Here is a 23,289-nt window from a genome sequence, read left to right as displayed (position 1 = left end):
ATGATCTGCCTTCTCGTAATCTACAGTTACAGTAATGTTGTTTACTGGTTCACCATTTGCTAAGCCTGATTGTGCTGCTACATAATCCTTACCATCTTTAGTAGTGATTGTGCCACCTGTAATGGTTCTGGTGTAACCTGCTACACTTGGAATTTCTACTTCTGGGAAGCTAGTTGCACCATCTTCCATGTTTGAAGTCCAGTCAGTGTAACTTACCTTACCAGTTGCTTCATTAGTGGTCTTAATTCTGTAGAATGCAAGAGTTTGAGTAACAGTTTGTGGTGCTTGACCTTCAATGTTTACTGTAATTATTCTGGTTACTTCACGGTAAACATCTTTGTTGCCCTTATCATTACGTCCATCATCAGTATTCTTCTTAGCTTGTACTTGAACAGTAATGTCTGGGTTATCAGTTGCGTTAAATGGTACAGTGGTTGGAATTTCGGTTCCTGGTACTACTTCATAGCCAGTTGGCACCTTTAATGGAGTTTCTCCATCTCCGTTACCAATAGTTACGCTAGTTCCAGTCTTACCAGTTAAGGGTTGAGTTCCAACAGTGTTGCCATTATCAACAAAGACAATCTTTCTAGTTTGTTCAATTGCACTGTAAGTAATATTAAAGACTAAGTTCTTATCACCCGGTTTTACTGTTTGAGCTGGAACTTCAGTTTGACTTGGTGTGTAACCTGCAACTGTTGACACAGTGTAACTTGGGAATGTGTATGTTCCGTTATCTGACCATGCACCGTAGCTTACATCACCGGTTACTAAGTCCTTAGTTGCGGTTCTGTTAAATGTTACTGACTTAACTATTGGAGTGGTCTTACCATCTGGAGTAGTTACATTGATTGTTTCAGTAACAATTGACTTAGCATCTGCATCAGTCTTAGTTACATCTTCAGTTGAATTTACCTTGAATAAAATCAAATTACCAACATTACCATCACCGTATTTAAATACACCAAAAGTATAACCAGCTTGCTGAGTATTAGGAGCAATAGTCCACTTAAATGAGTCTTTAAGGTCTTGGACATTATCAGCATTTGCTTCTTTGTCACTATCCTCAAGATATTTTTTACTAAATGAATCAAAGTTAGCTACATAATTAATTGGAGTCTTAGCACTACTACCAAGCTCTAACTCATTATTTGAGTTAAGTAATAAAGTACCATCACCATAGGCAGGTAAAGTTGCTATTTCTTTTAAAGGATCACCATTTGGATCACTATCTAAAATAATTGGATTCTTGCCAGGAATAGTTACTTTAATACTTGGACTATTCGTTGGTTCAGGATTTGTATAATTACCATCTTCATCTTTAGTGTAATCATAAGTTGGTACATCGTTCCATTCGATTTTGGTACCTTCTGGTAAAGTACCTAAGTTTCCAATGTAGTTTGCTGGATCAGGAGTTTCATTAACGTTATCAATACTACTATTACCATCAGCATTAAAATATGGATCATCAGCAATTACAGGGTCAGTTGAAACAGGATGAACAAACATTGTTACACTTTTATTCTTTGTTCCAAAGGTCATTAAATCCTCTGGAAATTCTGAATAATCATCCGATTCAAAGCCTAGCTTTTCAATAATAGTCATAAAGTTACTTTCAAAGGCGTCACGACCGGGAATAGAAATCTCTTCATCTTCGTCGTTTGCAGCCTTATCACCAACCCATTCATAGTGTGCAACTAATGAATTATTACTACTGTTGATAACATCTAAACTGTTTTTAACTTGATCTTCTTTAACTTCTTGTTCTGCTTTTCTAACCAAAACTGGTACATTTACCGTTGCTGTTTTAGTTGAAACTGCACCATCTTCTGCCGAATCAGCATTCACCTCTTCATAAGTTAACTTAGCAGTACCAGTTACATTGCCAATCTTAGAAACATCTGGTGCATTTACCCAATCTATCTGTGGATTATCTCCATATTGAGATAATTGTTCTTGAGTAAACATATTGTTCATGTCTAATGTTGGTACTTGTCCCTGTGTGGTATATAAAGGTGCACTTGTAAGCGTAGTTGTTTGTTGAGGAGCATTCGTTTCTTGTGAGTCACCGTTAGGATTATTTACAGCAACTAACGATGTTTTATAAAGCTTCATCTTTTCAGCAATGCTTTGTTCATATTTTTGGGATGCTGAATTAGCCTCTACATTGCTAGCCTTATCTACTGAATTATCTGTTGTCTGCGATACATTATTTTTAACCGCAGTGTCAGTTGCTTCAGTAGTAGTTAATGAAACATTTGACTGCTGTAGCTCGTTTGTTGTATCTGATGAAACATTATTATCATCATTTTTAGCTGGTTGAGTTGGCGTATCGTCAGCACTTGCTGAGGCATTGAGTCCCATGAAAGTAAAACCAACTAAGACCGAAGCTACTCCTACTGTTAGCTTCTTAATTGCAAATCGTTGTTTTTTTGATTCTTGTTTACGGATCTGTTCTTGTCCGTTATTCTTGGATAACATTAAAATACTCCTCCCTAAAGTACATGCGGTAGATTATAATTTGATAGCCAATTAAGCCAAGCAAACTTTTTCATTAATCACATGTTCAATACAATAATAACACATGATCTTAAGAAAAGCAGTTTTAAATCCCAGATAATCACTAACTTCATGGATTTGTTTATAAAAAAATAGCTTATGCTAATTAAAAAAGCATAAGCTACTTAATAAATCATTTATATATCTATCAACAATTTGTAATGATTAGATTCAGCCATTAATCAATCTTTCACGGAAAAGTTATTCCCCACTGAGCGGTTAGACTAGCAATCCTCATCAGGGCTAATTTTTAACCTATCAATTACTTCTTTTGAAGCATCAAATAATCATAAAGCATCTCATGCTTAATCTCGTCAGTATTATAGCCCAACACTTCAGCAATCTGATAAGCAAAAGCTAAAGCGGTTGCCGGGCCACGACTGGTAATGATTTTTCCGTCATTATCAACAACTGTAATATCCGCTTCAAAGTTTGCTGTTGGAGCTACCTTAGCAATTTCCTCGTTAATTCCAGGGAAACAGGTATAGTTATGGTTATCTAGCAAACCATACCGAGCTAAGGCAATCGGAGCAGCACACATTGCAGCATCCCATTTATTTTCCGCGTTACGTTTCTGCATTAGTTTCATTAACTCGTCATTATCTCGCAGCTTTTGGGCACCCCCGCGGCCACCAGGAAAAGCAACGACATCATAGTCTAAGAGTTGATCACTCATTATCTCATCACAAGTTAATTCGATCCCATGGGCACCGGGAACATGGATATCTTCTAACCCTACCATTGTAGTATCAATCCCCATTCGCCGGAGAACGTCTACAATGGTAAGTCCTTCAACTTCTTCACAACCTGGTGCAAAAACTACAGCAACTTTAGCCAAAATATCACCCCATCATTCATTAATTATTGTAACTACCCGCTTCATTACACTCTTTGCTTCCGGAATTTGATAAAGCGGATAAATATGAAACAGTCCACGACCAGTATATGAGTTTTCATTTACACCAGCGTTACGCAATTTTTGCACAAATAAGGTTACGTCGGGATACAATATTTCCCTTGTCCCTACAAAAATAGTCACATCTCGCAATTGATCAAGATTCCCATATAAGGGACTTAAGCGATAGTCCTGATGATCTGTATCACCGGCCCACATTGTACCGATTTTTCGTAAACCGTTCACTGCTAGTGTAACATCTTCATCCTCATATTTACTAATGAGAGGATTGGTTAAGTCAAGATCAAGCCAAGGAGAAAATAAAATGAGGTGACCAGGTTGCGGAAGACCCCTTTTACCAAGATATTCACAAAAGCCAGTCGCTAATCCACCACCAGCCGAATCACCCATAATAGTAATTTTGCTAGCAGGCATAAGGGTATAAATTTTACTATAGAGACTAGCAATTTCTTGATAGGCGGTACGATAAGTAGCATGCGGAACCAACGAATAAATTGGGACATAAATTTTCGCATCTGTAGCGATTGCCAACTGATTTAAATATTGCCAATGAGTCTTATCGGGACGCTGAATATAGGCCCCGCCTGTTAGATACATAATTATTCGTTGATTATTTCCGCGATCATTTAAGATATATGTTGTTAATTCCTGTTCTTGACGTTGAACATCAACTGTCATTACAGAAGCAGGTAAGAAGTAATCAGCCTCATTGTCAATCCATGCGTTGCCTATTAAGGCATTAAATTTATTATTTTCTGCAAGGTCATTTTTAAATCCGCTTAATTGGATTCCCATTTCAGTAAAGGTTGCTTTACTAGAACGATGAGCACCACATCGTCGTAATTCTCGCAAACTCTTCTCAAGATTATTAGCCAAATGACTAGCAATTTGAGTATTAAATCTCTTTATTTTCTCCACTGGAACGATCGCTCCTCATTTAAAATCTTACTGTTATCCTAGCACGATTTAAGATTTTGTGTTTTTAAGATTATTTAAAGCCATTAGCTCGCGTTGGTGACAATGATTTTGCCATCCTAAAGCAGTCACCAAAATTAATGCAATGACGATTAAAATTACTGCTGCGATGATAATGTCGCGATATCCATTATAAAGAATTGTGCGCATGGTTGGTAAAAGCTTAACTGGAAGACTATTAGCGGTTTGAGCATTTGATAATTTATTCAGCATTCTTAAGGTAATTCCGTGGTGCGTTTGAACACCGTGGAATAGCTCTTGGTTAAGAATAACTCCATAAACCGCGGACATAAGGGTCTGACTCAAAATTCGCAATAGGTATCCTAGTGAAGTAGCAATTGGCACATCCCGTAATTCAGCATCTGTTTGAACATTAATCTGTAAAATATTAAAGACAAGGCCAACCCCAAATCCTTCAAACGCCCCCATGAATAAAATGAGCCAGAATGGTGTTTTTTGTCCACCAATCATTATTCCTAAATAGGCGAGAAAGATAGAGGCTGCTCCACAAGTAACAATCCAGTATTTTCCCCATCTTTCCTGTAATACTGGTACTAATTCTGACCCAATAAAGTTAGTAACTGCACCTGGAATTTGCGTCATCCCCCCAAGCAGTGCACTCAAACCTAAAATTCCTTGCGCCCACATTGGAATATAAGTAACAAATGCGATAAATGAGCCCCAAATTATGACAAATAAAGTAAAATCAATTACTAGCTCGCGATTTTTAAACAGGCGGCTAGGAATAATTGGATCTACGGCCTTACTGTCAACTTTTATCATTCCACCAAGCAGTAGGAGACCAACAACTAATAAACAACCTACTACTAGACCAGAGGCTGAACCGATCAATTGAACGGCGACTAAAATTATTACTAAACTGACTACTAATAAAGTCGAGCCAAGATAATCAACCGGCTTCCCAGCAGCTTGCCTTTTCACATTCTTATAGAACAAGCTAATAATCGTAATCGCAATTAAGGCAATTGGCACATTAACATAGAAAACCCAGCGCCAACTCAACGCGTCAACAATCCATCCACCAAGTAGAGGACCAATAATTGAAGCAGTTCCAAAACACGCACTGGCAATTCCTAGAACCTGCGCCCGTTTTTTTAAATTATCATATAACTCGGCAAAAACAATAAATGGAATCGTATTCATTCCACCAGCGCCGATCCCCATGACAGTACGAGCGATAATAAACCATAAAATATTAGGGGCCAACCCTTGGAAAATGGCCCCCACTAAAAACATTAATGTGGCCGTAATGTAAGCTTGTTTATTCCCCTTATGCTCACCAAATTTACTCCATAATGGAGTTGCTACGGCCATCCCTAATAGGAAGGTGGCAATAATCCATCCTATGTATTGTAAGCCATGTAGGGCACTCGTAATTGCTGGCAATGCCGTATTGACAATGGTTCCATCCATTCCTGCCATAATATTAGATAGTAACAACGCACCAGTAACAATTGTTCGTCGTTGTTGTAATTCCACTTTCTCATCTCCTTTAATTCTCTACGTACTAAAGAGGATGGAACAGAGCATCAATGTGCCGTTGTCCCATCCTCCAATAATTACAAACTGTTTTCCATTATACGGCCTTCGTCACAAAAAGTATAATGGTTATTTTTTCATTTTCTTAATGCTTTGCCCTAACTGTTGCCAATCAGCTTTAATAGTAGATTCCAAGCGGCGGGCATAGAGGACTGCTGCCGGATGATACATCGGTATAATCCAATGTTTGTCAGGTGTCAACTCATAGCCATCATGCGCGTCATTTGTCCGTTGAATTTTTTTGTAAAGAAGTTGCCCATGAAGGTTACCAATATTAGCTTGACTACCAAGCAACCGTTGTAGAGCTGTATTACCAAGCGAAACAATGATTTGCGGCTTAACTTGAGCTAATTCCCAATCAAATAAAGGGGCAAATGCTAAGACTTCTTTTTTAGTCGGCGTACGGTTAGGCCGTTTTTCAACCACTTCGCCCGTCCTCTTATCAACAGTTTTTTTAATGCTATAAGGTCGTTGACGAACTACACTAGTAATATAAACAGTTGAACGTGAATATCCGATTGATTCAATCAATTTCATTAGTTCCTGACCGGAAGCACCAGAAAAAGGAATATTAACTTTTTCTTCGTGACGACCAGGAGCCTCTCCTACTAACATCAAGTCTGGCTTAAGTGGTCCTTGACCGGGAGTAAAACCTGTTAATTGCCGATCCTTCGTTTTTTCTTTTACCTCTGCTAGTAGTGTTGGCGGATATTCTGCAATCATATATTTTTGAGCCTCCTATCCATTATGCCGCCACTTGGAATCCGTAAGAATACGAGCAGCGATTAAGCCCATTGGTAAGAATACAACAATCATAAGAGCTTTAGTCATCCAAAGCGTTCCGACGCTAATAGAAGTCAAACCGATATTATACATTGCCCGATACAGATAAAGTCCCGGCACCATAATAACAATTGATGGGACTGTAATCGAAATTTGCGGATACTGAATTTTACGTTTAACAATTGATGCTAATAACCCAGCAACTAACGCGCCTAAAAATGCAGCTGCCCCTGCCGGAATTCCCGTTAGGTCTGTTAATTCTAACCGTAATGTGTTAGCAATTGCACCAATACAACCGGCAATAGCTGCCATTTTAGGAGTACTATTAAACATTATTGAAAAGCCAAATACCCCACAAAAACTAGCTGGTAGCCGTAGTAAAAAGAGCATTAATGCTGAAAGGGGTAACGCTTGAAAATTCTCTGGACGTAAATTAACCATTAAAGCCACAATCCACCCGACTAAGGTAGCAACTGTAATAATTGCGATTGCATAGGTCATTCGTTCAAGCCCAGACCGCATATCAAGTTTAGAGATATCAAGGCCACTGGTAATAAAAGGAAATCCCGGAATAATGAACAGCATTGCACCGATATAGCCTGCTTCATGACGCGAACTCACATTAAATGCTAATTGCATCAAACTTAAGGCTAGCAGGTAAGAAAGACAGGCAACTGCAACTGCAACCGCTACTCCTGCAAATAGGGTAATGTGACGGTCAATCAACTTTCGCCGTACATAGTTTCCGAGGCCAGCCCCGATAAAACTACAAAACATTTCAACTGGTCCACCACCAAGCAAAAATACGAAGGCGCTACATGCCAGAGCAGCTGCCAATCCCACTTGGTAAGGAGCATAATTTCCTTTTGAATGGGCAATTTTCTCTAGACGTGAGTGGATTTCTCCAATTGTCATCTCACTCCCATGCTGGTCAAATTCTTTAATAAATCGTTCCATCTGCGAAAGTTTTGTTGTATTTACACTTGTGCTTGGCAAAGATATTGCCTGTGTGTAACTATGGTGAGCATCCATACAAGTATATTCGAGGGAAACTAACCCAATATCGACGGAGCAAGTCATTTTTAACGTCCGCGCAACCGTATTCATTGAATCACGGACTCGCCATGCCCCCGTTCCATACGAAAGCATCATTAATCCAATACGTCCAACAATCGCCGCTCGTTCTACCAAATTGGCCTCATAAGCAGGGGTAAAATTATCATTCGTAAAAAAATCATGCCATGGAATCGCCATATGATGCTTATCAGACAAATGTTCAACCGGTTCAAAATCATTCGCTGAGATCTCTTTATCCTTACTCAAAACCTATCAAGCTCCTCTTATCAATTCTCTTAACTATTTAATTATACGGCGCCTGTCAAGTAGTCGATGTAATTTCTTTTAAGTTAGTGATGAGTTGCTGCTCATCTTTACTTAAAACATAGTCTTCACGAGTTGCAATCGAAATATAAAATTTTTCTGGAATTGAATCTTTAATATCTAAGGCTACAATTCCTGGCTCATCTTTCACTGCATCCTTTACCATCAAACTAATTCCTTTATTTTGTCGTACCAATTCCTTAATCCATGAAATATTAGGAACTTTATATACAGCTGTTTGTGGATTAATTTGAGCATAAGTTGAGTAAGCTTGAAAAGCCGCCTTATGGATATATTGCTGGTCATAATTAATAAATAATTCATTAGTCAAGTCACGAAAACTTACAGATTTTTTCTTAGCGAGTGGGTGGCGGTTGCTTACGATCACAGTAAATGGACGAGTTGTTATTAGTTCAGCAAAAATACCCGCTTGATCAATTGGCGCAATTGAACCCAGCATAGCAATATCGATCTTTCCCGCTTGTAATTCACTTAACAATTCATGAGACCCCACAGAAATAATTTTTATTCGTTGAAGAAGCTGTTTAGAAAGATTACCGATAATGTGTGAAATATACATTTTTCCAATGATTGGTGGAAGGCCGAATTTTATTTGCCGTTGACCGGCCCGTGCTATTTCCTGATGAGCAATATCTATTTTTTTATTTATCGCCAACGCTTTTTCATATAGTAACTGCCCACTGCGCGTAATCATTTCATCCCGATGAACACGATCTTTGCGCACCAATTTTGTGTCAAATTCTTGCTCAAGGCGACGAATTGCTTGGGTAATACTAGGTTGGGAAACATTAAAATACTTTGCTACTTGGGTATAATTTTTTAATTTAACTAGCATGGCAAAGTATTGTAAATCACGAGTATTCATCGTCTTAACCCTTTCTATGATAACGTAATATCTTTATCTTACGTCAATTCATACTTGAATACAAAAGAATGTTCGTAAAAGAAATTAATCTTTTCAATAAGAAGGACGGCTAACCTGGCTTCATGTTATCTTGTTATTTAAAATAATAAGGCTGGGGGAATTTTTCATTTCTCCCAGCTTCCGCACTGATCTTAAGCTATTCAAGTAAAATTAAATTATTGATGTTCTTGTAAGTAATTATCCATTATTTTATTAAATTTGTTTGCCTGTTCTGCCATTATTACATGGCCACTTTGGTCAACGGCTTGATGTGATATAAACTCTGGATTAGCACGTTTCATAACATCCGCAAATTTGCCATTAAAATATGGACTCTGATTTGCAGTGATTAATAATGTTGGGATATTGACTCTTTCAAGAGTTGGTCGCCAATCTCGTTTAGCGTGATCATAAAGTAATGGCAGATTTTCGGCCCTAACAAATGGAAACATTTCTTTTTCTGGCTCTAATTTTGATATTACTTGAGATGGTACCCCATTTAATGTCTCTCTAATATTACCATGCTCTTTTAATTTTAATTTATACGATGCCCTTGTGACATCCATATATCCATAAGGCCATTGAATTGTATTAAGCATCTTGGGTGATTGATCAATTGCTATTACACCACTTAACGGGAAATCAGTATAATATGATAAAAATCCATATATTACAGATGCTCCCATAGAATGACCTATTAGAAAAGGTTTTGTTACATGTAAATGATTTAATAGTTCATACAAATCCTTTATTAAAGGCTCAATAGAATCTAACTGCTCATCTCTAGTTGATGCTCCATGATTTCGCTGATCATACGTAATTACTTGATAACCTTGCTGAATTAAATTTTTAATTTGTAAACACCATATTTGTTGATATCCGCCAAAGCCATGAATTAAAACAACTGGTTTCCCAGTACCATAAATATAGTAATTAATTCTTATCCCATCACTTGTTTTGAAGTCCATCAGGTAAACCTTCCTTCACTAAAGCTAAAAAGATAGTAACTATTAATAAATCAGCAGTACCTCCAAGGCTTAAATTTTGCTGAGTAAATTTTTCTTCAATTTCAGTTAATTTTTGTTGCCCAGCTTTAGTCCTTATTCCACCAAGACTTAAACACTCTTTAATTTCTTTATTTTTCCATTCTTGAATAGCCGGATCCCCCGCTCTTTTAATTAAGGTCGAATCTTCAATATGTAAAGCTAACTCTAAAAAAGTTATTAAAATTCGACTATTCCAATCATAGTTTGATGTTAATAAGGTCGGTAACCCATACTTAAAAACTGTCGGGTATCCAGCGTGTGCTTCTCCTCGAATACCAGAAAGACCGTATTTTAAATACTGTTTTTCACCCGCAGTTAAGAATTTTTTCGATGAAAGATGTTTTAGATCATCATTAATCAAATTTTTTAACATCTGTTTAATCACGTTTTTAATATCATTTGCATCAAATCGTTTTAGATGCTGTAAACTGTAGGCTGTTGCTGCAACAAATACACCTAATGAGAAAACTGCTCCTTTGTGAGTATTAACATTATTTGTAGCAGCGAACATTGTTTTTTCCGCTTTTTTACCATATTCACGTAACTCTTCAAATATCAATGATAAATTAGCAGAACGACTCATTATTCCCAGTAATGCTGCTTGATGAAGATAGTTACGCAAACTAATAGAACTATTAATAAAAGTAAATATGTCCATATCTAAGTGTGCTCCATGTTCAACTGGATCCACTAATCCGGGCTTAGGCCAAGCAGATACTTCATATAAAAGAGCTCGTTGTGCAAGCTGAGCCAGCCAATTTGCAATATTTTCTTTTTCTTGATATGCCAATTCTACACAAATTAACTGACTAACTTTCTCTTGTAACTCTTCAACTGAATGTCGACGGGAGCGACCACACTCTTTAGCTGGACGACCACAAATTAAACACTTTCGAGCAGGTTGATTTACATCTGACCTTGATAGTGATTTTACTGTTCCATTATCATTAGCTAGCACATCTAAGTCAAATAAACGATAACTTGGCTTCAATTCTTCAAAATGACTCGTAATCTCTTTTACTAACATTGCACCCGCATCAACAAGGTAGAAACGCTCTGGCCCTGTTTCCTTATTCGGCCACTCTTTTTTTGAAATAAAAACAACACCAGCATTTAATAACATTTCTTCAAATTTATTAAGACCTGCTACAAAAAATGCTTCTATCTTTTTATTATTCTTTATTGGACCAGGAATATTTAATTTAGCTGCTACAACAGTCATTGATGGATTAGTTTTCAATAACTGATTTTGTATCCTAACACGCTCATCTTTATTTTTTAAAACGGCAAGAATATCTTGATATTTACCATGATCAAAAATGTTTTGCATACTAACTCCTCAAATCAAATTTTAACATTAATTATAGCAATAATGAGTATAAAAAACGGTACTAGAAAATTCTAGTACCGTAATTTTATTCGTAACTAGTCCTTAATTTGTTTAATTTCATCAATTAAAGTACCATCACGATATTCAACAAGTGCAACTGTCCGATCAGTATATTCAATCTTTTCTGGCTTTCCGACAATCTTTTCAGCACGTTGTTGTAATTCTTCAATTGAAATTAATGGGATGCTTGGCACGTTCTTGAATGCTTCAATTAAATCTTTACGTGCAGGATTTACAGCAACTCCTACTTCAGTAACAACAACATCAATTGAAGAACCTGGGGTAGTAACAGAATTAACCGCTGGTACAATAGTTGCAATCCGACCACGAGTTAATGGAGCAGAGATAATCGTCATCTTTGCAGTACTTGCATCTTGGTGTCCACCAACAGCACCACGAATTTCACCATTAGACCCGGTTAAAACATTAACATTGAAATCAGTATCAATTTCCAAAGCAGAAAGAATTGCAATGTCCAATTGATCAACCATTGCTCCTTTGTTATCAGGATCAGCATACCATGATCCATCGATTTCAATTTGACCAGGATTACTCTTCATACTTGAAGCAGCACCTTTATCAAAATCTTGAACATCCATGACTTTCTTTACTAATCCTTCTTCTAAAAGTTTAACAATTGGTGAAGTAGTACCACCACAAGTAAAGGAAGCAGTGATATTATTATCAATCATAGCCTGACGAAGGAACCGAGTAACAGCTAGTGAAGCACCACCAGTACCAGTTTGGAAAGAAAATCCTTCCTTAAAGTACGGAGAATTAACAATTACATTATTAACCATCTTAGCAATCTTTAATTCTTTTGGATCTTTAGTAAAACGGGTAGCACCACTCCCAATACGATCTGGATCACCAACTTTGTCAACTTTTACAACATAATCTACTTGTGTTTGTTGAATAGACGCTGGAGTATTAGGATAGTCAGCAATAGTATCTGTTATTAATACTACTTTATTAGCATACTTTGCATCAACAAGAGCATAACCTAATGACCCTAATGCTGATTCTCCATTCATTCCATTTGCATTTCCCATTCTATCTGAATTAGGAACACCTATAAACGCAACATCAATTTTAATATTTCCGTTTTCAATCGAACGAGCACGATTACCATGCGAACGGAAAATAACTGGATTCTTTAATAATCCATGAGATACTGCCTCACCAAGGCTTCCTCGCATTCCGGAACTAGTAATGTTAGTAATTGTTCCAGCCTTAATAGCTTCAATTATCTTATCATTCATAACACCAGTTAATGAAGATGGAGCTAAAGTCAAATCCTTATAACCCATCTTGATAATTTTATCCATAACCATATTAAAAACAAAGTCACCATTTCGGAAATGATGGTGGAAAGAAATTGTCATTCCATCTTTCAAGTTATTTTTAATTACGTCATCTAACGAATCAACTAACTTGTCATCACCTTTAGTAACACGTACATCATGACCAGTATAGTGAACTGTTGGGTGACCAATTTCAGTAGTTTCAAATGGCTTATAGTTTGTTGAATTTAAAATTTCATCTGAAATTTCACGACCGACTTTATTTTTCAATGTATTCGCCCTCCTCATTGATTAAGTTAGAAGCCTTTGCTAAACGAATTACCCGTTGTGCACGTAATACAACTGGGCGGTCAACCATTTGACCGTTCATTGAGATAACACCTGAACCTTTTTGGTGTGCTTCTTCAATTGCAGCTTCAACGTCCAATGCATTTTCAATTTCTTTCTTGGTTGGTTCATAAATCTTATTTACCCAATCAATTTGACGAGGGTTAACAAGAGATTTACCGTCAAATCCTAATTCGTGAATGTGTTCAGTTTCACGTTTAAAGCCTTCTACATCATTCATATTAGTAAAGACAGTATCAAAGGCAGCAATACCAGCAGCACGTGCTGCATGAAGAATCATGTTACGAGCAAATTCAAGTTCTGCTCCATCCGGGTAACGATGAGTCTTCATATCAGTCGTGTAGTCTTCAGCAGAAAGTGCCAAACCGATCATCCGGTCCGTACTTGCAGCAATTTCTGGTGCATTAAGTACTCCCTTAGCACTTTCAATAGCCGCCATAACATGCGTTGTACCTGGCTTAATACCAAATTTATTTTCAGCTTCTTCTACTACTTTTACAAGATCTAACATCATTTGAGCTGATTCTACTTTTGGCAAACGAACAACTTGAATACCAGCTTTAACCATTGCGAAAACATCATTCTTAAAAAATGGTGTATCAATTCCATTAACACGAACAACTAATTCTGCATCACCATAGTCTTGTGTTTGAAGAGCTTGGTAAACAAGCATCCGTGCAGCATCTTTTTCTGACATTGAAACTGAATCTTCCAAGTCAAACATAATAGAATCGGCACCATAAATACCTGCATCCTTTACCATTCCGGCATTGTTACCTGGAACAAACATCATTGTCCGACGTAAACGTTCTTCCATTATTAAAATACCTCCCAGTCTGGTTTATCCGCTGTTTCAAGTGCACGTTGAGCGGCAGCCATAGTCCGTGCTTTGATTACACAATCTAAAGCCCCTTTATCCACAGCTTTAACATTGGCATTTTCAATTCCATAGGCCTGGAGATTTTCAGTGATTACCTTACGAATTTGATCTCCATATAATTCTTCTACTGAGGAATCTAAGTCAATGTTGATACCATTATTACCTTGGCTTAAAGTAATTTGAATATCGGAAGATTCCAAAGTTCCTGCTAATGCAGTCTTCTTAATATCCATTATTTAATACTTCCTTCCTTTATCCGAGTTTGAAGCTCAGACCAGTTGTTTTTAATAAAATCGAGCGTTGTATCTGGAACATACCTTTCCACTAACGTAATATTATCATTAGCAATTGCTGCTCGTACCTTCGTTGCTGAAATAATATCCTGATCTTTATTTTTCTTTCGATCAATAATTTTTACTTCAACATCAGGTGGTAGAACCCTATTTAGCTCTTCATTATATACATTTGTTGTTTTAGAATATGGTTCATTCCCAAGATATCGAGACGTTATATTAAGCGGTTTTGCAATTTGTTCTTTAAACAGGGTTGCATCCAAGGAAGCTTGAAATCTTCCAACATTTTGATCATCTTTTAAGAAGTATGCTGGAAACGTAGCATAACTAACCATGTATTCCTTACCTGGTACTACTATAACATTTGGTAAATCTGCTACTCCTGCTTTAACTAACTTAAAACGATCAGAAAATGAAAAAATAGAAACATCTTCACTAACAACAAAAACATATACATAATTATTTTCTTTACTAGCAGTTTCAACTAAGTAACGATGTCCCTTTGTAAAAGGATTAGCATTCATAACAATTCCAGCAATTTTACTTTTTTCTTGATCATTAAAGTGTGACAAAGATGAAATATAGTCATGAACATCAGGAGTTCCACTTTCTAATACAGCTCCTTGCTTTACTTTTGCCAATTCATGAAATCCAACATACTGGAAACTTTGACTATATTGCGGTTTCGTGAAAACAAACAAATGAAAGCGTCCCATCATTGCAGCTTCGTTTTCTAATTTACTAACCAAACTGTTAAATGTTTCACCATGTCCCTGAACTTTTGAACAAATTGCAATATATTTCAATATATTACCAGCAATTGATCCGGTTGCTAAAATCTCACCATTTTCTTCCCATACAAAAGTCTTATCAATAGAAGATGTTTCTTTTTCAGAAAAAACTTCAATTCCATTGAACCGCAAAAATTTTTGCCACTTGGTGAAATTACGTTTTAAATGAATGTTAATTTCACGAACTTCCATTAATATTCTCCTAATCGTTATTCTTTTGATTTGCGTAATGTTGAACAGCTTTAGCTACTGTATTTACCACACCATCATCAAATACCCCTGGAACAATCTTTTCAGCAGTTGGATTAGAAATCATATTTGCTAAACCTGAAGCAATCGCCTTTTCAAGGCCAAAATCCACTTTATTTAAATCAGTTGATAGCAATCCTTTATATAACCCAGGAAATACTAAAATATTATTTACTTGGTTTGGATATTGGCTTGAGCCAGTTGCCATCACCGCTACACCAGCATTTTTTGCGATCTGTGGATCAATTTCAGGCTTTGGATTTGCAAGTGCAAAAATAATTGGATCCTTAGCCATTGTCTCTACTTGCTCGCTTGTTAAAACATCTGCATCGGAAAGACCGATGAAAACGTCACGATTCTTTACCGCTTCACTTAAGTTCTTATAAGGAATTTGATCAGCACTTTGTTTTACTAAATCTGTTTGATAATGATTATAATTTTGACTATCAATATGAACTGGTCCATCAATATCAACAAATGTAATATTTTTAATACCTGCTGCAAAAAGCAATCGAGCTGTTGCAACTCCTGATGCTCCAACCCCATTAATTACAACTTTCAAATCTTTCAAATCTTTCTTTACTACTTTAGCAGCATTAATCAATCCAGCCAAAACAACAATTGCCGTTCCTTCTTGGTCATCATGGTAAACTGGAATATTAACTACTTTAGATAGTTTTTCTTCAATTTCAAAGCAACGGGGTGCTTTAATATCTTCTAAATGAAAACCCGCAAAAGATTCCTGCATATTCTTTAATGTTGCTACAAATTCATCAACTGGAACTTGCTCAACAGTTAAAGGAAGTGCATTAACATTAGCTAAATCCTTATAAAGTAGTGCTTTGCCTTCAACAACTGGAAGACCACCTGCCGGCCCAATATTTCCTAGACCTAAAACAGCAGAACCATCTGTTACTAATGCTACAAGTTTGCCACTAAGAGTATATTTATCCTTAAGTTCAGGATAACGTTCTATAAGCTTAGAGATTATTGCAACACCTGGAGTATATGCTTCCCCTAATTCTTTTCGATTTTTAACTTCGAACTGAGGTGCAATGTTGAGCACTCCTTGATTTTTAGCATGCATTGAGAGTATTTCTTTATCTTCCATGTAATCGAAAGCCTCCTCATTTCATTACTAACTATCTTACCACCTTTTTTAAAGAATTAAAATAACTACTATATTTTTTAAATATTTAAAAAATAATGATATACTTAAAACAATATTGAGCATGAAAGGAACACAAAAATGAATTCACAGCATCAACAATTATTAGGTAATCTTGCACAAGATTACTATCTTAGTAAAATGGCAATTAGTGATATTTCTAAAAAATATAATCTTAGTCGATACCTTATTATGAAATATCTTGATGAAGCATTTTCAAGCGGAATTGTTGATATAAGTATTCATACGGATTATGACCGAAATGCGCAACTAGAACGCGAATTATCAAATAGTTTTGATATAAAAAATGTCTACGTTATTAAAGATCCAAGCAATCCCTTAGACCGTGATAAAATTATTGCTAACTTTGCAGCTAATCAAATTCAATCTCTTATTAAAGAATATAAGGTAATTGGATTATCTTGGGGAGAAACAATTTATACTATTCTCGACCACTTTAGCAAACAATCCTCTCATGATTTAGTTTTCACACAATTTATGGGTGAAAATATGAAATATAAATCTTCTGCTGCCTCAATGCGAATGGTACAAAAAGCTGCAACTAAATATGATTGCTCTTACTACACTATTCCTGGACCACTTTATATTCTCAATGACGAGGCAAGAAACGACCTATATTCAGAACCAGCTTTTACAGAAGCGTTTAAGGTTGCCAATAAAATGGAAATGATTGTTTGTGGATTAGGTACTCTCCAATCAATAGACAGTATTCCTGCTTGGCATGGTTATAAAAAGGAATTATTTAAAGGAGTTAATTTAAACGAAGTTGCTGGAATGGCGTTTGGCCGTCCTTACGATATTAATGGTGACTTTTTAATTCACCCTAATAACGATAAAACTTTATCTATTTCCTTAAATAAAATTCTAAACGTTTCTAGAAGATTTGCTATTGTTCAACGTAAGTCAAAATATCAAGCCGCTTTAGGAGCGCTTCGCGGGGGACTATTTACTGATATGATACTTACGGAATCAATTGCCTTACGAATTATTGAGGAAATATAAAAAAGATCTGGCTAATTGCCAGATCTTTTTTATTACCATAAGCCGATAATTTTCATCCATACTGTTCCAATTCCGATAAATACTACCAGATAAAGAAGTCCTAGGATGAAGTTCATTCGCCACCAGTCACTCTGCTTAACGTAACCCGTACTGAATAAAGCAGAAGCAGGACCATTAGCATAGTGAGTAGTTGAACTATAGGCAGCAGCAGTCAATGAAAGAAGCATTGCTGCTAAGAATGGTGGAACACCAGCTGAAATCGCAACTCCAAGGAATCCACTAAACATAGCAGTAACTTGAGCTGTACCAGAAGCAAATAGATAGTGGCTGTAGAAGTAAATTAATACTAACGCAATCATAATTGCAAACCAACTCATTCCACTAAGTGAATGACTAACAGTTTTTGAGAACCATGGAATAATTCCAAGTTTGTTTAATTCTCCGGCAAGGAAAATTAAGATTGAGAACCAAATAACCACGTTCCAAGCTCCAGTTTCATTCAAAACATCTTTTGTTGTAAGGATACCTGTTAAAAGCATTAATACAACGGCAATAAATGCAACAGTCATTGCATCCATGCCAATAAAACTTGAAAGCATCCATAAAATAATCGCAACTGCAAAGATAACCAACATCAATTTTTCTGAAAGTTTCATTGGTCCCATTTCTGCTAATTGACTATCTGCCAATTGACGAGCATCTGGTGTTTCTTTAATTTCAGGTGGATACATCTTATAGATAAGCCATGGAACTAAGGCTAAAAGAATCACACAAGGTAGCAATGCTGCTAAGAACCATGAGATCCATGTAATATTAACTCCTAATTCCTTTGCAAGTCCCACTGCTACAATATTTGGTGCCATTGCGGTCATAAATAATGCACTGGTAATAATGTTCGCATGAAATTCTGTAAATAGTAAGTAAGAACCCATCTTTCTTTCAGTTCCATCTTTTGGTGATGAGTGGAACGTATCTGAAAGAGCATCAATAATCGGTAACACGATACCACTAGCACGAGCAGTATTACTTGGAGTAGCTGGAGCTGTAACAAGATCAATTCCTGTTAAAGCGTATCCTAAACCAAGTGATTTTTTACCAAAATACCGGACAAAGAGTAACGCTACTCGGTTTCCTAAACCAGTTTTTATGAAACCACGAGCAATCAAGTAAGCCATAGCGATTGTCCAAGGAGTATTATTTCCGAAGGCAACTACAGCTTCTTTCATTGGAGCAATTCCAAGTAAAACTGTAAGAGTAAAACCAATCAAAGCTACCCCAGCAATTGGTAATGGCTGAGTAATACATCCAACAATTGTTGCAATAAATAAAGCTAATAAGTGCCAAGCTACAACACTAATTCCTTCAGGCCGAACTGGAGTACATAACCAAATAATCACTCCAATAATTACTGGCCAGATAAACCCTTTATAATTTACCTTTGATAATCCCATTAGATTATTTCTCCCTTAGATAATTAAATTTTCACGCCATCTAAAACTTCTTTCATTTTAGCGGCTGAATTTTTTAGTTTTTCTGTCTCTGCATCTGACAAGTCATAATCAATAGCCTTTGCTACCCCAGTACGATTAATAATAGCTGGCATTCCAAGATATAAATTACCAATCCCGTATTGACCTGTTAATGGAGCAGATATCGGTAACATAATATTACGATTTTCAATAATCGCTTTTACAATATAAGCAAGATATTTAGCTACCCCATAGAAAGTAGCTCCTTTCCCAGCAATAATCTTGCCCCCACGTTCTTTAACTGCTTTTTCAAGTTCATCATAATCTTCAACAGTTAAATTAGTTGCTTCTTTTAATGGCTTACCATTAATAGTTGCTTCATCAAATGCACCAAATGATGTATCACCATGTTCGCCTAAAACTAAAGCATCTATTTCATTTACTGGAACATTTAATTTTTGTGATAATAATACATCCAATCGTGCTGTATCTAGTGAAGTACCGGTTCCAATAACCCGATGTTTAGGGAATCCAGAAATTTGCTGGGTTAATGTTGTTAAAATATCAACCGGATTACTTGATACAACAAAAATACCACTAAATCCACTTTCAACAATTGGGTTAACAATAGTTGAAAGAATTTTTGTATTCTTGGCAACAAGATCTAAACGAGTCTCTCCCGGTTTTCGTGGAACTCCAGCAGTAATAACTACAACATCAGCATCAGTAGCATCAGAATAATCTCCCGCGTGAATGTTGACTGGACTAGTTAGGGGAGTAATATCTTGTAAATCCAATGACTCTCCAGTCGCCTTATCTTTCTTTAAGTCAACAATAACTAATTCATCAATTTCTTGTGTTGTTTGAAGGAGCGAGAAAGCAAATGATGATCCTACTGCCCCATCACCAACAAGCACAACTTTATGATGATATCCTAACATAAAATTTGCCTCCAAATAATATATAAATAATTGCTCTAGGCAGCCTCTCACTGCCCATTATTTTTACTTTAAACCACGGGCGTAAACAGTTACTTGTTGACCTGCTTGACGTCCAAAAACAATTGTTTCTGCAATTGAGTTACCACCAACACGGTTATTACCATGTAAACCACCAGCAACTTCACCTGCAGCATATAATCCCTTGATTACATCCCCATTACCATCAAGCACTTGAGTCTTTGTATTAATATGAATACCACCCATAGTGTAATGAATTGCAGGTGCAATATGGATTGCGAAGAATCCTGGCTTAGTAATCCCACGATCCATTCCGGTGGTTCGATGGAATTCCTTATCATCATGATTTTCAACCGCTTCATTCCAAGTTGCAACTGTCTTCTTCAAGTTTTCTGGATCCATGTTGAGATTCTTTGCAAGATCCTCAATCGTATCGCCATGAACAACAAGGCCAACTTTATCGTAAAATTCAATGGCCTTAGCATGGTCACGAATACCTTGGTCAAAAATTAAATAAGCACTGTGTTCTGGAAGGGCAGTAATCGCATTAGAAACAATCTTTCGAGTGTTTAATTCGTTAACAAACCGATTACCTTCAGCATTAACTAAGATTGCACCTTCACCACGGACTGCTTCTCCAATAAGGTAAACATGAGGGTTATCTTGTTGAACAGTTGGGTGAACCTGAACAAGGTCCATTTGCATTAATTCACCGCCAACGCCTTCAGCAAGCTTCAAGCCATCACCAGTTGCTCCTGGTTGATTGGTAGTCTTGTAATCAGCAAGGTCAGGGCGGAACCGCTTCATGTATTCTTTAGAAGCACCGAATCCACCAGTAGCTAAAATAACAGCCTTTGCGTGGATGGTTTTAATTAGGCCATCAGCATTAGCTTCAACACCGATTACCTTGCCTTCATCATCTTGTAAGAGCTTGTTAACTTTTACTTTATTGAATACTGGAATGTTTTCCTGTTGAACAACTTCTAATAAACTCTTGACTAAGAAACCACCAATTGGCGCCATACTTGCTGGACGGTGAGTACGCTTACGAGACATTCCACCAGTAATTGTAATGTCATCAAGCTTAATCCCGTGATCAGCTAACCAGTCAATTGCTGGGGCTGTGTGATATACAAAGTAACCAAGCATATCTTTATCGTTTAAACGTCCACCATCTTTGTATGTTTCATGGTAAAAGTCTGCAACATTATCAATTACTCCATGATGTAGTTGAACGTTGGTTTCAGCAGCATTCATTCCTGAAGAAGCTCGGTTAGTGTTTCCACCAAGTTCTTCTTCTTTTTCAAAAACAACTGTCTTCATTCCTAATTCGTTTGCTTGAATTGCTGCAGAAAGACCTGTTCCACCAGAACCAATTACAATAACATCGTAATCATTATCTAATTTACTTACAGATAATGGTTGGAATTTTTCAGCCATGATATTGCTCTCCTTTTAATTATTATCTGAATATATCATATTAATGGTCAAAAAGAGTGGAGCAAGTACTTCACATTGCTTATTTCCACTCTTGTCAAAACTGACATTACTTTTAACTCAATTCTTATTTATCACGATCAACGTTGGTCATCTCAAGCATATCCATCCATTCATCGTATTGTTCTTCGGTAAGTTTACCAGACTTCAAAGCAGCTTCTTTTAATGTGCTACCAGCTTTATCGGCAGCTTGAGCAATCTTAGCACTGTCATGGTATCCAATATGTGGTGATAATGCAGTAACTGTCATTAATGAATTATCAACTAATTCTTCCATTCGCTTTTCGTTAACTGTCATTCCGTGGATCATCTTGTCCGCAAATCCAGTAATAGTTCCAGTTAATAAGTCAGCTGATTCAAGGAAAGCATCAATTAATACTGGCTTGTAAACATTCATTTCGAAGTTACCTTGTGATGAAGCCATTGTTACTACTGTATCGTTACCAAATACTCGTAAAGCAGCCATGGTTACGGCTTCTGCTTGCGTTGGGTTAACCTTACCTGGCATGATTGAAGAACCTGGTTCGTTAGCTGGAATATTTAATTCACCATAACCGGCACGAGGACCAGAAGCCAAGAAACGAATGTCTTGAGCAAGCTTGAACATATCAGCCGCTAATGTCTTCAAAGCACCATGAACAACATCTAAACCAGAGTGGTTAGCTAACCCATAGAACTTATTTGAATCAGCAGTTAAGTCTAAGCCGTAAACCTCACTAAGCTTTTCAGCGATCTTTTCAGGCATTCCTTCTGCCGCATTCAAACCAGTACCAACAGCAGTACCACCAATTGCCAATTCATCTAATGTTGGTTCCAAAGTCTTAATGTAATCAAGATCGTGTTCTAAAGAAGCAATGTAGCCAGAAAGTTCTTGGCCAAATGTCAATGGAACTGCATCTTGCAAGTGAGTACGTCCAACTTTAACAGTCTTCATGTACTTCTCTTCCTTAACCTTTAATTCATCAATTAAGTGTTGAACAGCTGGCTTCAACTTATCAAGCGCTTCTAAAGCAACCACATTCATAGCAGTTGGGAAAGTATCGTTTGAACTTTGACCCTTGTTAACATCATCATTTGGCAAGATTTCAATGTTAGGGTTAATTTCATGAGCCTTGTGTGCAACTACTTCATTAGTGTTCATGTTGGTTTGGGTACCAGAACCAGTTTGATAAACCTTTAATGGAAAGTCCTTCCGCAAGTCCTCATCACTTAATGCAAGTAATTCATCAATCGCTTTAACGATTAAATTACCTTTTTCTTCAGAGATGGCCTTAGTTTCCATATTAGCTTGGGCCGCTGCCTTTTTAATGTTCAATAAAGCACGGATAATTGCTAATGGCATGTATTGACCGGTGGGGAAGTTATTCCGACTCCGTTCTGTTTGTGGTCCCCATAATGCTTCAGCAGGGATTTTAACAGGACCTAACGTATCTTCTTCAGTACGATATTCTGACATCTCAAAAAACCTCCAATATATTAATTGAGCAATTTTAACTTGTGAAATGTTACACATCATTTACACGTATATCCTACCTTGTAAGTAAAGCTATAGTCAAATCTTTAATTTTTAATAAATTTCACTTATAGCTTTTCCCTTATCAACTGTTATGATTGATTTTTACCATTACGTTTGCAAAAATTTCACAAACTTCTACAAAAAAAAACATCTAAGATTTTTTAATTTTGACGTGTACCCCCAGAGTTGGAAATCAACTCTGGGGGTATTTTATATGACCAAAATTAGCGTTAAAACTAAACTTAAAGCTGTTGAAGAATA

Annotated in this window: 19 protein-coding genes; 1 reads left to right on the top strand and 18 read right to left on the bottom strand. The window is 36.7% G+C overall.

The window, feature by feature from the left end; genetic code table 11:
• The 14 genes from H5R88_RS04215 to H5R88_RS04150 form a co-directional block, all read right to left on the bottom strand.
• On the bottom strand, positions 1-2,478 hold a 2,478-nt coding region (locus H5R88_RS04215; protein WP_182600329.1), incomplete at its 3' end, for a mucin-binding protein.
• 340 nt (positions 2,479-2,818) lie between these two features.
• Positions 2,819-3,394 (bottom strand): DJ-1 family glyoxalase III, encoded by a 576-nt coding sequence (locus tag H5R88_RS04210; RefSeq protein WP_182600328.1) that lies wholly within the window; start codon positions 3,392-3,394, stop codon positions 2,819-2,821.
• Positions 3,395-3,406: 12 nt separating this feature from the next.
• A complete protein-coding gene (locus tag H5R88_RS04205; protein ID WP_182600327.1) occupies positions 3,407-4,390 on the bottom strand; it encodes an alpha/beta hydrolase fold domain-containing protein in 984 nt (327 codons plus the stop codon).
• 48 nt (positions 4,391-4,438) lie between these two features.
• Positions 4,439-5,947, bottom strand: a complete 1,509-nt coding sequence (locus H5R88_RS04200) for an MFS transporter (protein ID WP_182600326.1) — start codon at positions 5,945-5,947, stop codon at positions 4,439-4,441.
• A gap of 129 nt (positions 5,948-6,076) precedes the next feature.
• Positions 6,077-6,730: a uracil-DNA glycosylase gene (locus H5R88_RS04195; protein WP_182600325.1), complete on the bottom strand. Its 654-nt coding sequence runs from the start codon at positions 6,728-6,730 to the stop codon at positions 6,077-6,079.
• A gap of 15 nt (positions 6,731-6,745) precedes the next feature.
• Positions 6,746-8,113, bottom strand: a complete 1,368-nt coding sequence (locus H5R88_RS04190) for a threonine/serine exporter family protein (RefSeq protein ID WP_182579189.1) — start codon at positions 8,111-8,113, stop codon at positions 6,746-6,748.
• Positions 8,114-8,168: 55 nt separating this feature from the next.
• Complete coding sequence (locus H5R88_RS04185) at positions 8,169-9,056, bottom strand: LysR family transcriptional regulator (RefSeq protein WP_182600324.1); 888 nt, start codon at positions 9,054-9,056, stop codon at positions 8,169-8,171.
• A 215-nt stretch (positions 9,057-9,271) separates the two neighbouring features.
• Positions 9,272-10,063: an alpha/beta fold hydrolase gene (locus H5R88_RS04180; protein ID WP_182600323.1), complete on the bottom strand. Its 792-nt coding sequence runs from the start codon at positions 10,061-10,063 to the stop codon at positions 9,272-9,274.
• Positions 10,044-11,471, bottom strand: coding sequence for a triphosphoribosyl-dephospho-CoA synthase CitG (citG, locus tag H5R88_RS04175; protein ID WP_182600322.1), 1,428 nt, complete (start codon positions 11,469-11,471; stop codon positions 10,044-10,046). Before citG ends, H5R88_RS04180 begins: the two co-directional genes overlap by 20 nt.
• Positions 11,472-11,566: 95 nt before the next feature.
• A complete protein-coding gene (gene citF / locus H5R88_RS04170) occupies positions 11,567-13,105 on the bottom strand; it encodes a citrate lyase subunit alpha (protein WP_182600321.1) in 1,539 nt (512 codons plus the stop codon).
• Complete coding sequence (gene citE, locus H5R88_RS04165; protein ID WP_109913558.1) at positions 13,095-14,000, bottom strand: citrate (pro-3S)-lyase subunit beta; 906 nt, start codon at positions 13,998-14,000, stop codon at positions 13,095-13,097. Before citE ends, citF begins: the two co-directional genes overlap by 11 nt.
• Before the next feature lie 2 nt (positions 14,001-14,002).
• Positions 14,003-14,296, bottom strand: a complete 294-nt coding sequence (gene citD / locus H5R88_RS04160; protein WP_182600320.1) for a citrate lyase acyl carrier protein — start codon at positions 14,294-14,296, stop codon at positions 14,003-14,005.
• Positions 14,296-15,339 (bottom strand): [citrate (pro-3S)-lyase] ligase, encoded by a 1,044-nt coding sequence (citC, locus tag H5R88_RS04155; protein WP_182600319.1) that lies wholly within the window; start codon positions 15,337-15,339, stop codon positions 14,296-14,298. Before citC ends, citD begins: the two co-directional genes overlap by 1 nt.
• 10 nt (positions 15,340-15,349) lie before the next feature.
• Positions 15,350-16,507 (bottom strand): NAD(P)-dependent malic enzyme, encoded by a 1,158-nt coding sequence (locus H5R88_RS04150; protein ID WP_182600318.1) that lies wholly within the window; start codon positions 16,505-16,507, stop codon positions 15,350-15,352.
• Positions 16,508-16,645: 138 nt separating this feature from the next.
• Between H5R88_RS04150 and H5R88_RS04145 the strand changes: the two genes are divergently transcribed.
• Positions 16,646-17,587 carry a sugar-binding transcriptional regulator gene (locus H5R88_RS04145; protein ID WP_182600317.1) on the top strand — a complete coding sequence of 314 codons (942 nt, stop codon included), beginning with the start codon at positions 16,646-16,648 and terminating at the stop codon, positions 17,585-17,587.
• A gap of 32 nt (positions 17,588-17,619) precedes the next feature.
• Here the strand turns inward: H5R88_RS04145 and H5R88_RS04140 are convergent, their stop codons facing one another.
• The 4 genes from H5R88_RS04140 to H5R88_RS04125 all read right to left on the bottom strand — a co-directional run bounded on the left by H5R88_RS04140 (position 17,620) and on the right by H5R88_RS04125 (position 22,968).
• Positions 17,620-19,038: an anion permease gene (locus tag H5R88_RS04140; RefSeq protein WP_182600316.1), complete on the bottom strand. Its 1,419-nt coding sequence runs from the start codon at positions 19,036-19,038 to the stop codon at positions 17,620-17,622.
• 23 nt (positions 19,039-19,061) lie between these two features.
• Positions 19,062-19,997: an L-lactate dehydrogenase gene (locus H5R88_RS04135; RefSeq protein WP_182600315.1), complete on the bottom strand. Its 936-nt coding sequence runs from the start codon at positions 19,995-19,997 to the stop codon at positions 19,062-19,064.
• A 63-nt stretch (positions 19,998-20,060) separates the two neighbouring features.
• Entirely contained in the window at positions 20,061-21,455 is a 1,395-nt protein-coding gene (locus tag H5R88_RS04130; protein WP_182579192.1) for a flavocytochrome c, read from the bottom strand.
• Between the two features lie 124 nt (positions 21,456-21,579).
• Positions 21,580-22,968, bottom strand: a complete 1,389-nt coding sequence (locus H5R88_RS04125) for a class II fumarate hydratase (protein ID WP_182579193.1) — start codon at positions 22,966-22,968, stop codon at positions 21,580-21,582.
• Positions 22,969-23,289 lie beyond the last annotated feature (321 nt).

The sequence above is a fragment of the Limosilactobacillus agrestis genome, from assembly GCF_014145585.1.
Classification (GTDB): Bacteria; Bacillota; Bacilli; order Lactobacillales; family Lactobacillaceae; genus Limosilactobacillus; species Limosilactobacillus agrestis.
This window is presented reverse-complemented; position numbering and strand designations above follow the sequence as displayed.

Bases quoted from the DNA above. Each gene is read 5' to 3' on its own strand.
- H5R88_RS04195 (WP_182600325.1), bottom strand. From the start codon at position 6,730: ATGATTGCAGAATATCCGCCAACACTACTAGCAGAGGTAAAAGAAAAA.
- H5R88_RS04185 (WP_182600324.1), bottom strand. From the start codon at position 9,056: ATGAATACTCGTGATTTACAATACTTTGCCATGCTAGTTAAATTAAAA.
- H5R88_RS04180 (WP_182600323.1), bottom strand. From the start codon at position 10,063: ATGGACTTCAAAACAAGTGATGGGATAAGAATTAATTACTATATTTAT.
- citG (WP_182600322.1), bottom strand. From the start codon at position 11,471: ATGCAAAACATTTTTGATCATGGTAAATATCAAGATATTCTTGCCGTT.
- citE (WP_109913558.1), bottom strand. From the start codon at position 14,000: ATGGAAGAACGTTTACGTCGGACAATGATGTTTGTTCCAGGTAACAAT.
- citD (WP_182600320.1), bottom strand. From the start codon at position 14,296: ATGGATATTAAGAAGACTGCATTAGCAGGAACTTTGGAATCTTCCGAT.
- citC (WP_182600319.1), bottom strand. From the start codon at position 15,339: ATGGAAGTTCGTGAAATTAACATTCATTTAAAACGTAATTTCACCAAG.
- H5R88_RS04150 (WP_182600318.1), bottom strand. From the start codon at position 16,507: ATGGAAGATAAAGAAATACTCTCAATGCATGCTAAAAATCAAGGAGTG.
- H5R88_RS04145 (WP_182600317.1), top strand. From the start codon at position 16,646: ATGAATTCACAGCATCAACAATTATTAGGTAATCTTGCACAAGATTAC.
- H5R88_RS04140 (WP_182600316.1), bottom strand. From the start codon at position 19,038: ATGGGATTATCAAAGGTAAATTATAAAGGGTTTATCTGGCCAGTAATT.
- H5R88_RS04135 (WP_182600315.1), bottom strand. From the start codon at position 19,997: ATGTTAGGATATCATCATAAAGTTGTGCTTGTTGGTGATGGGGCAGTA.
- H5R88_RS04130 (WP_182579192.1), bottom strand. From the start codon at position 21,455: ATGGCTGAAAAATTCCAACCATTATCTGTAAGTAAATTAGATAATGAT.
- H5R88_RS04125 (WP_182579193.1), bottom strand. From the start codon at position 22,968: ATGTCAGAATATCGTACTGAAGAAGATACGTTAGGTCCTGTTAAAATC.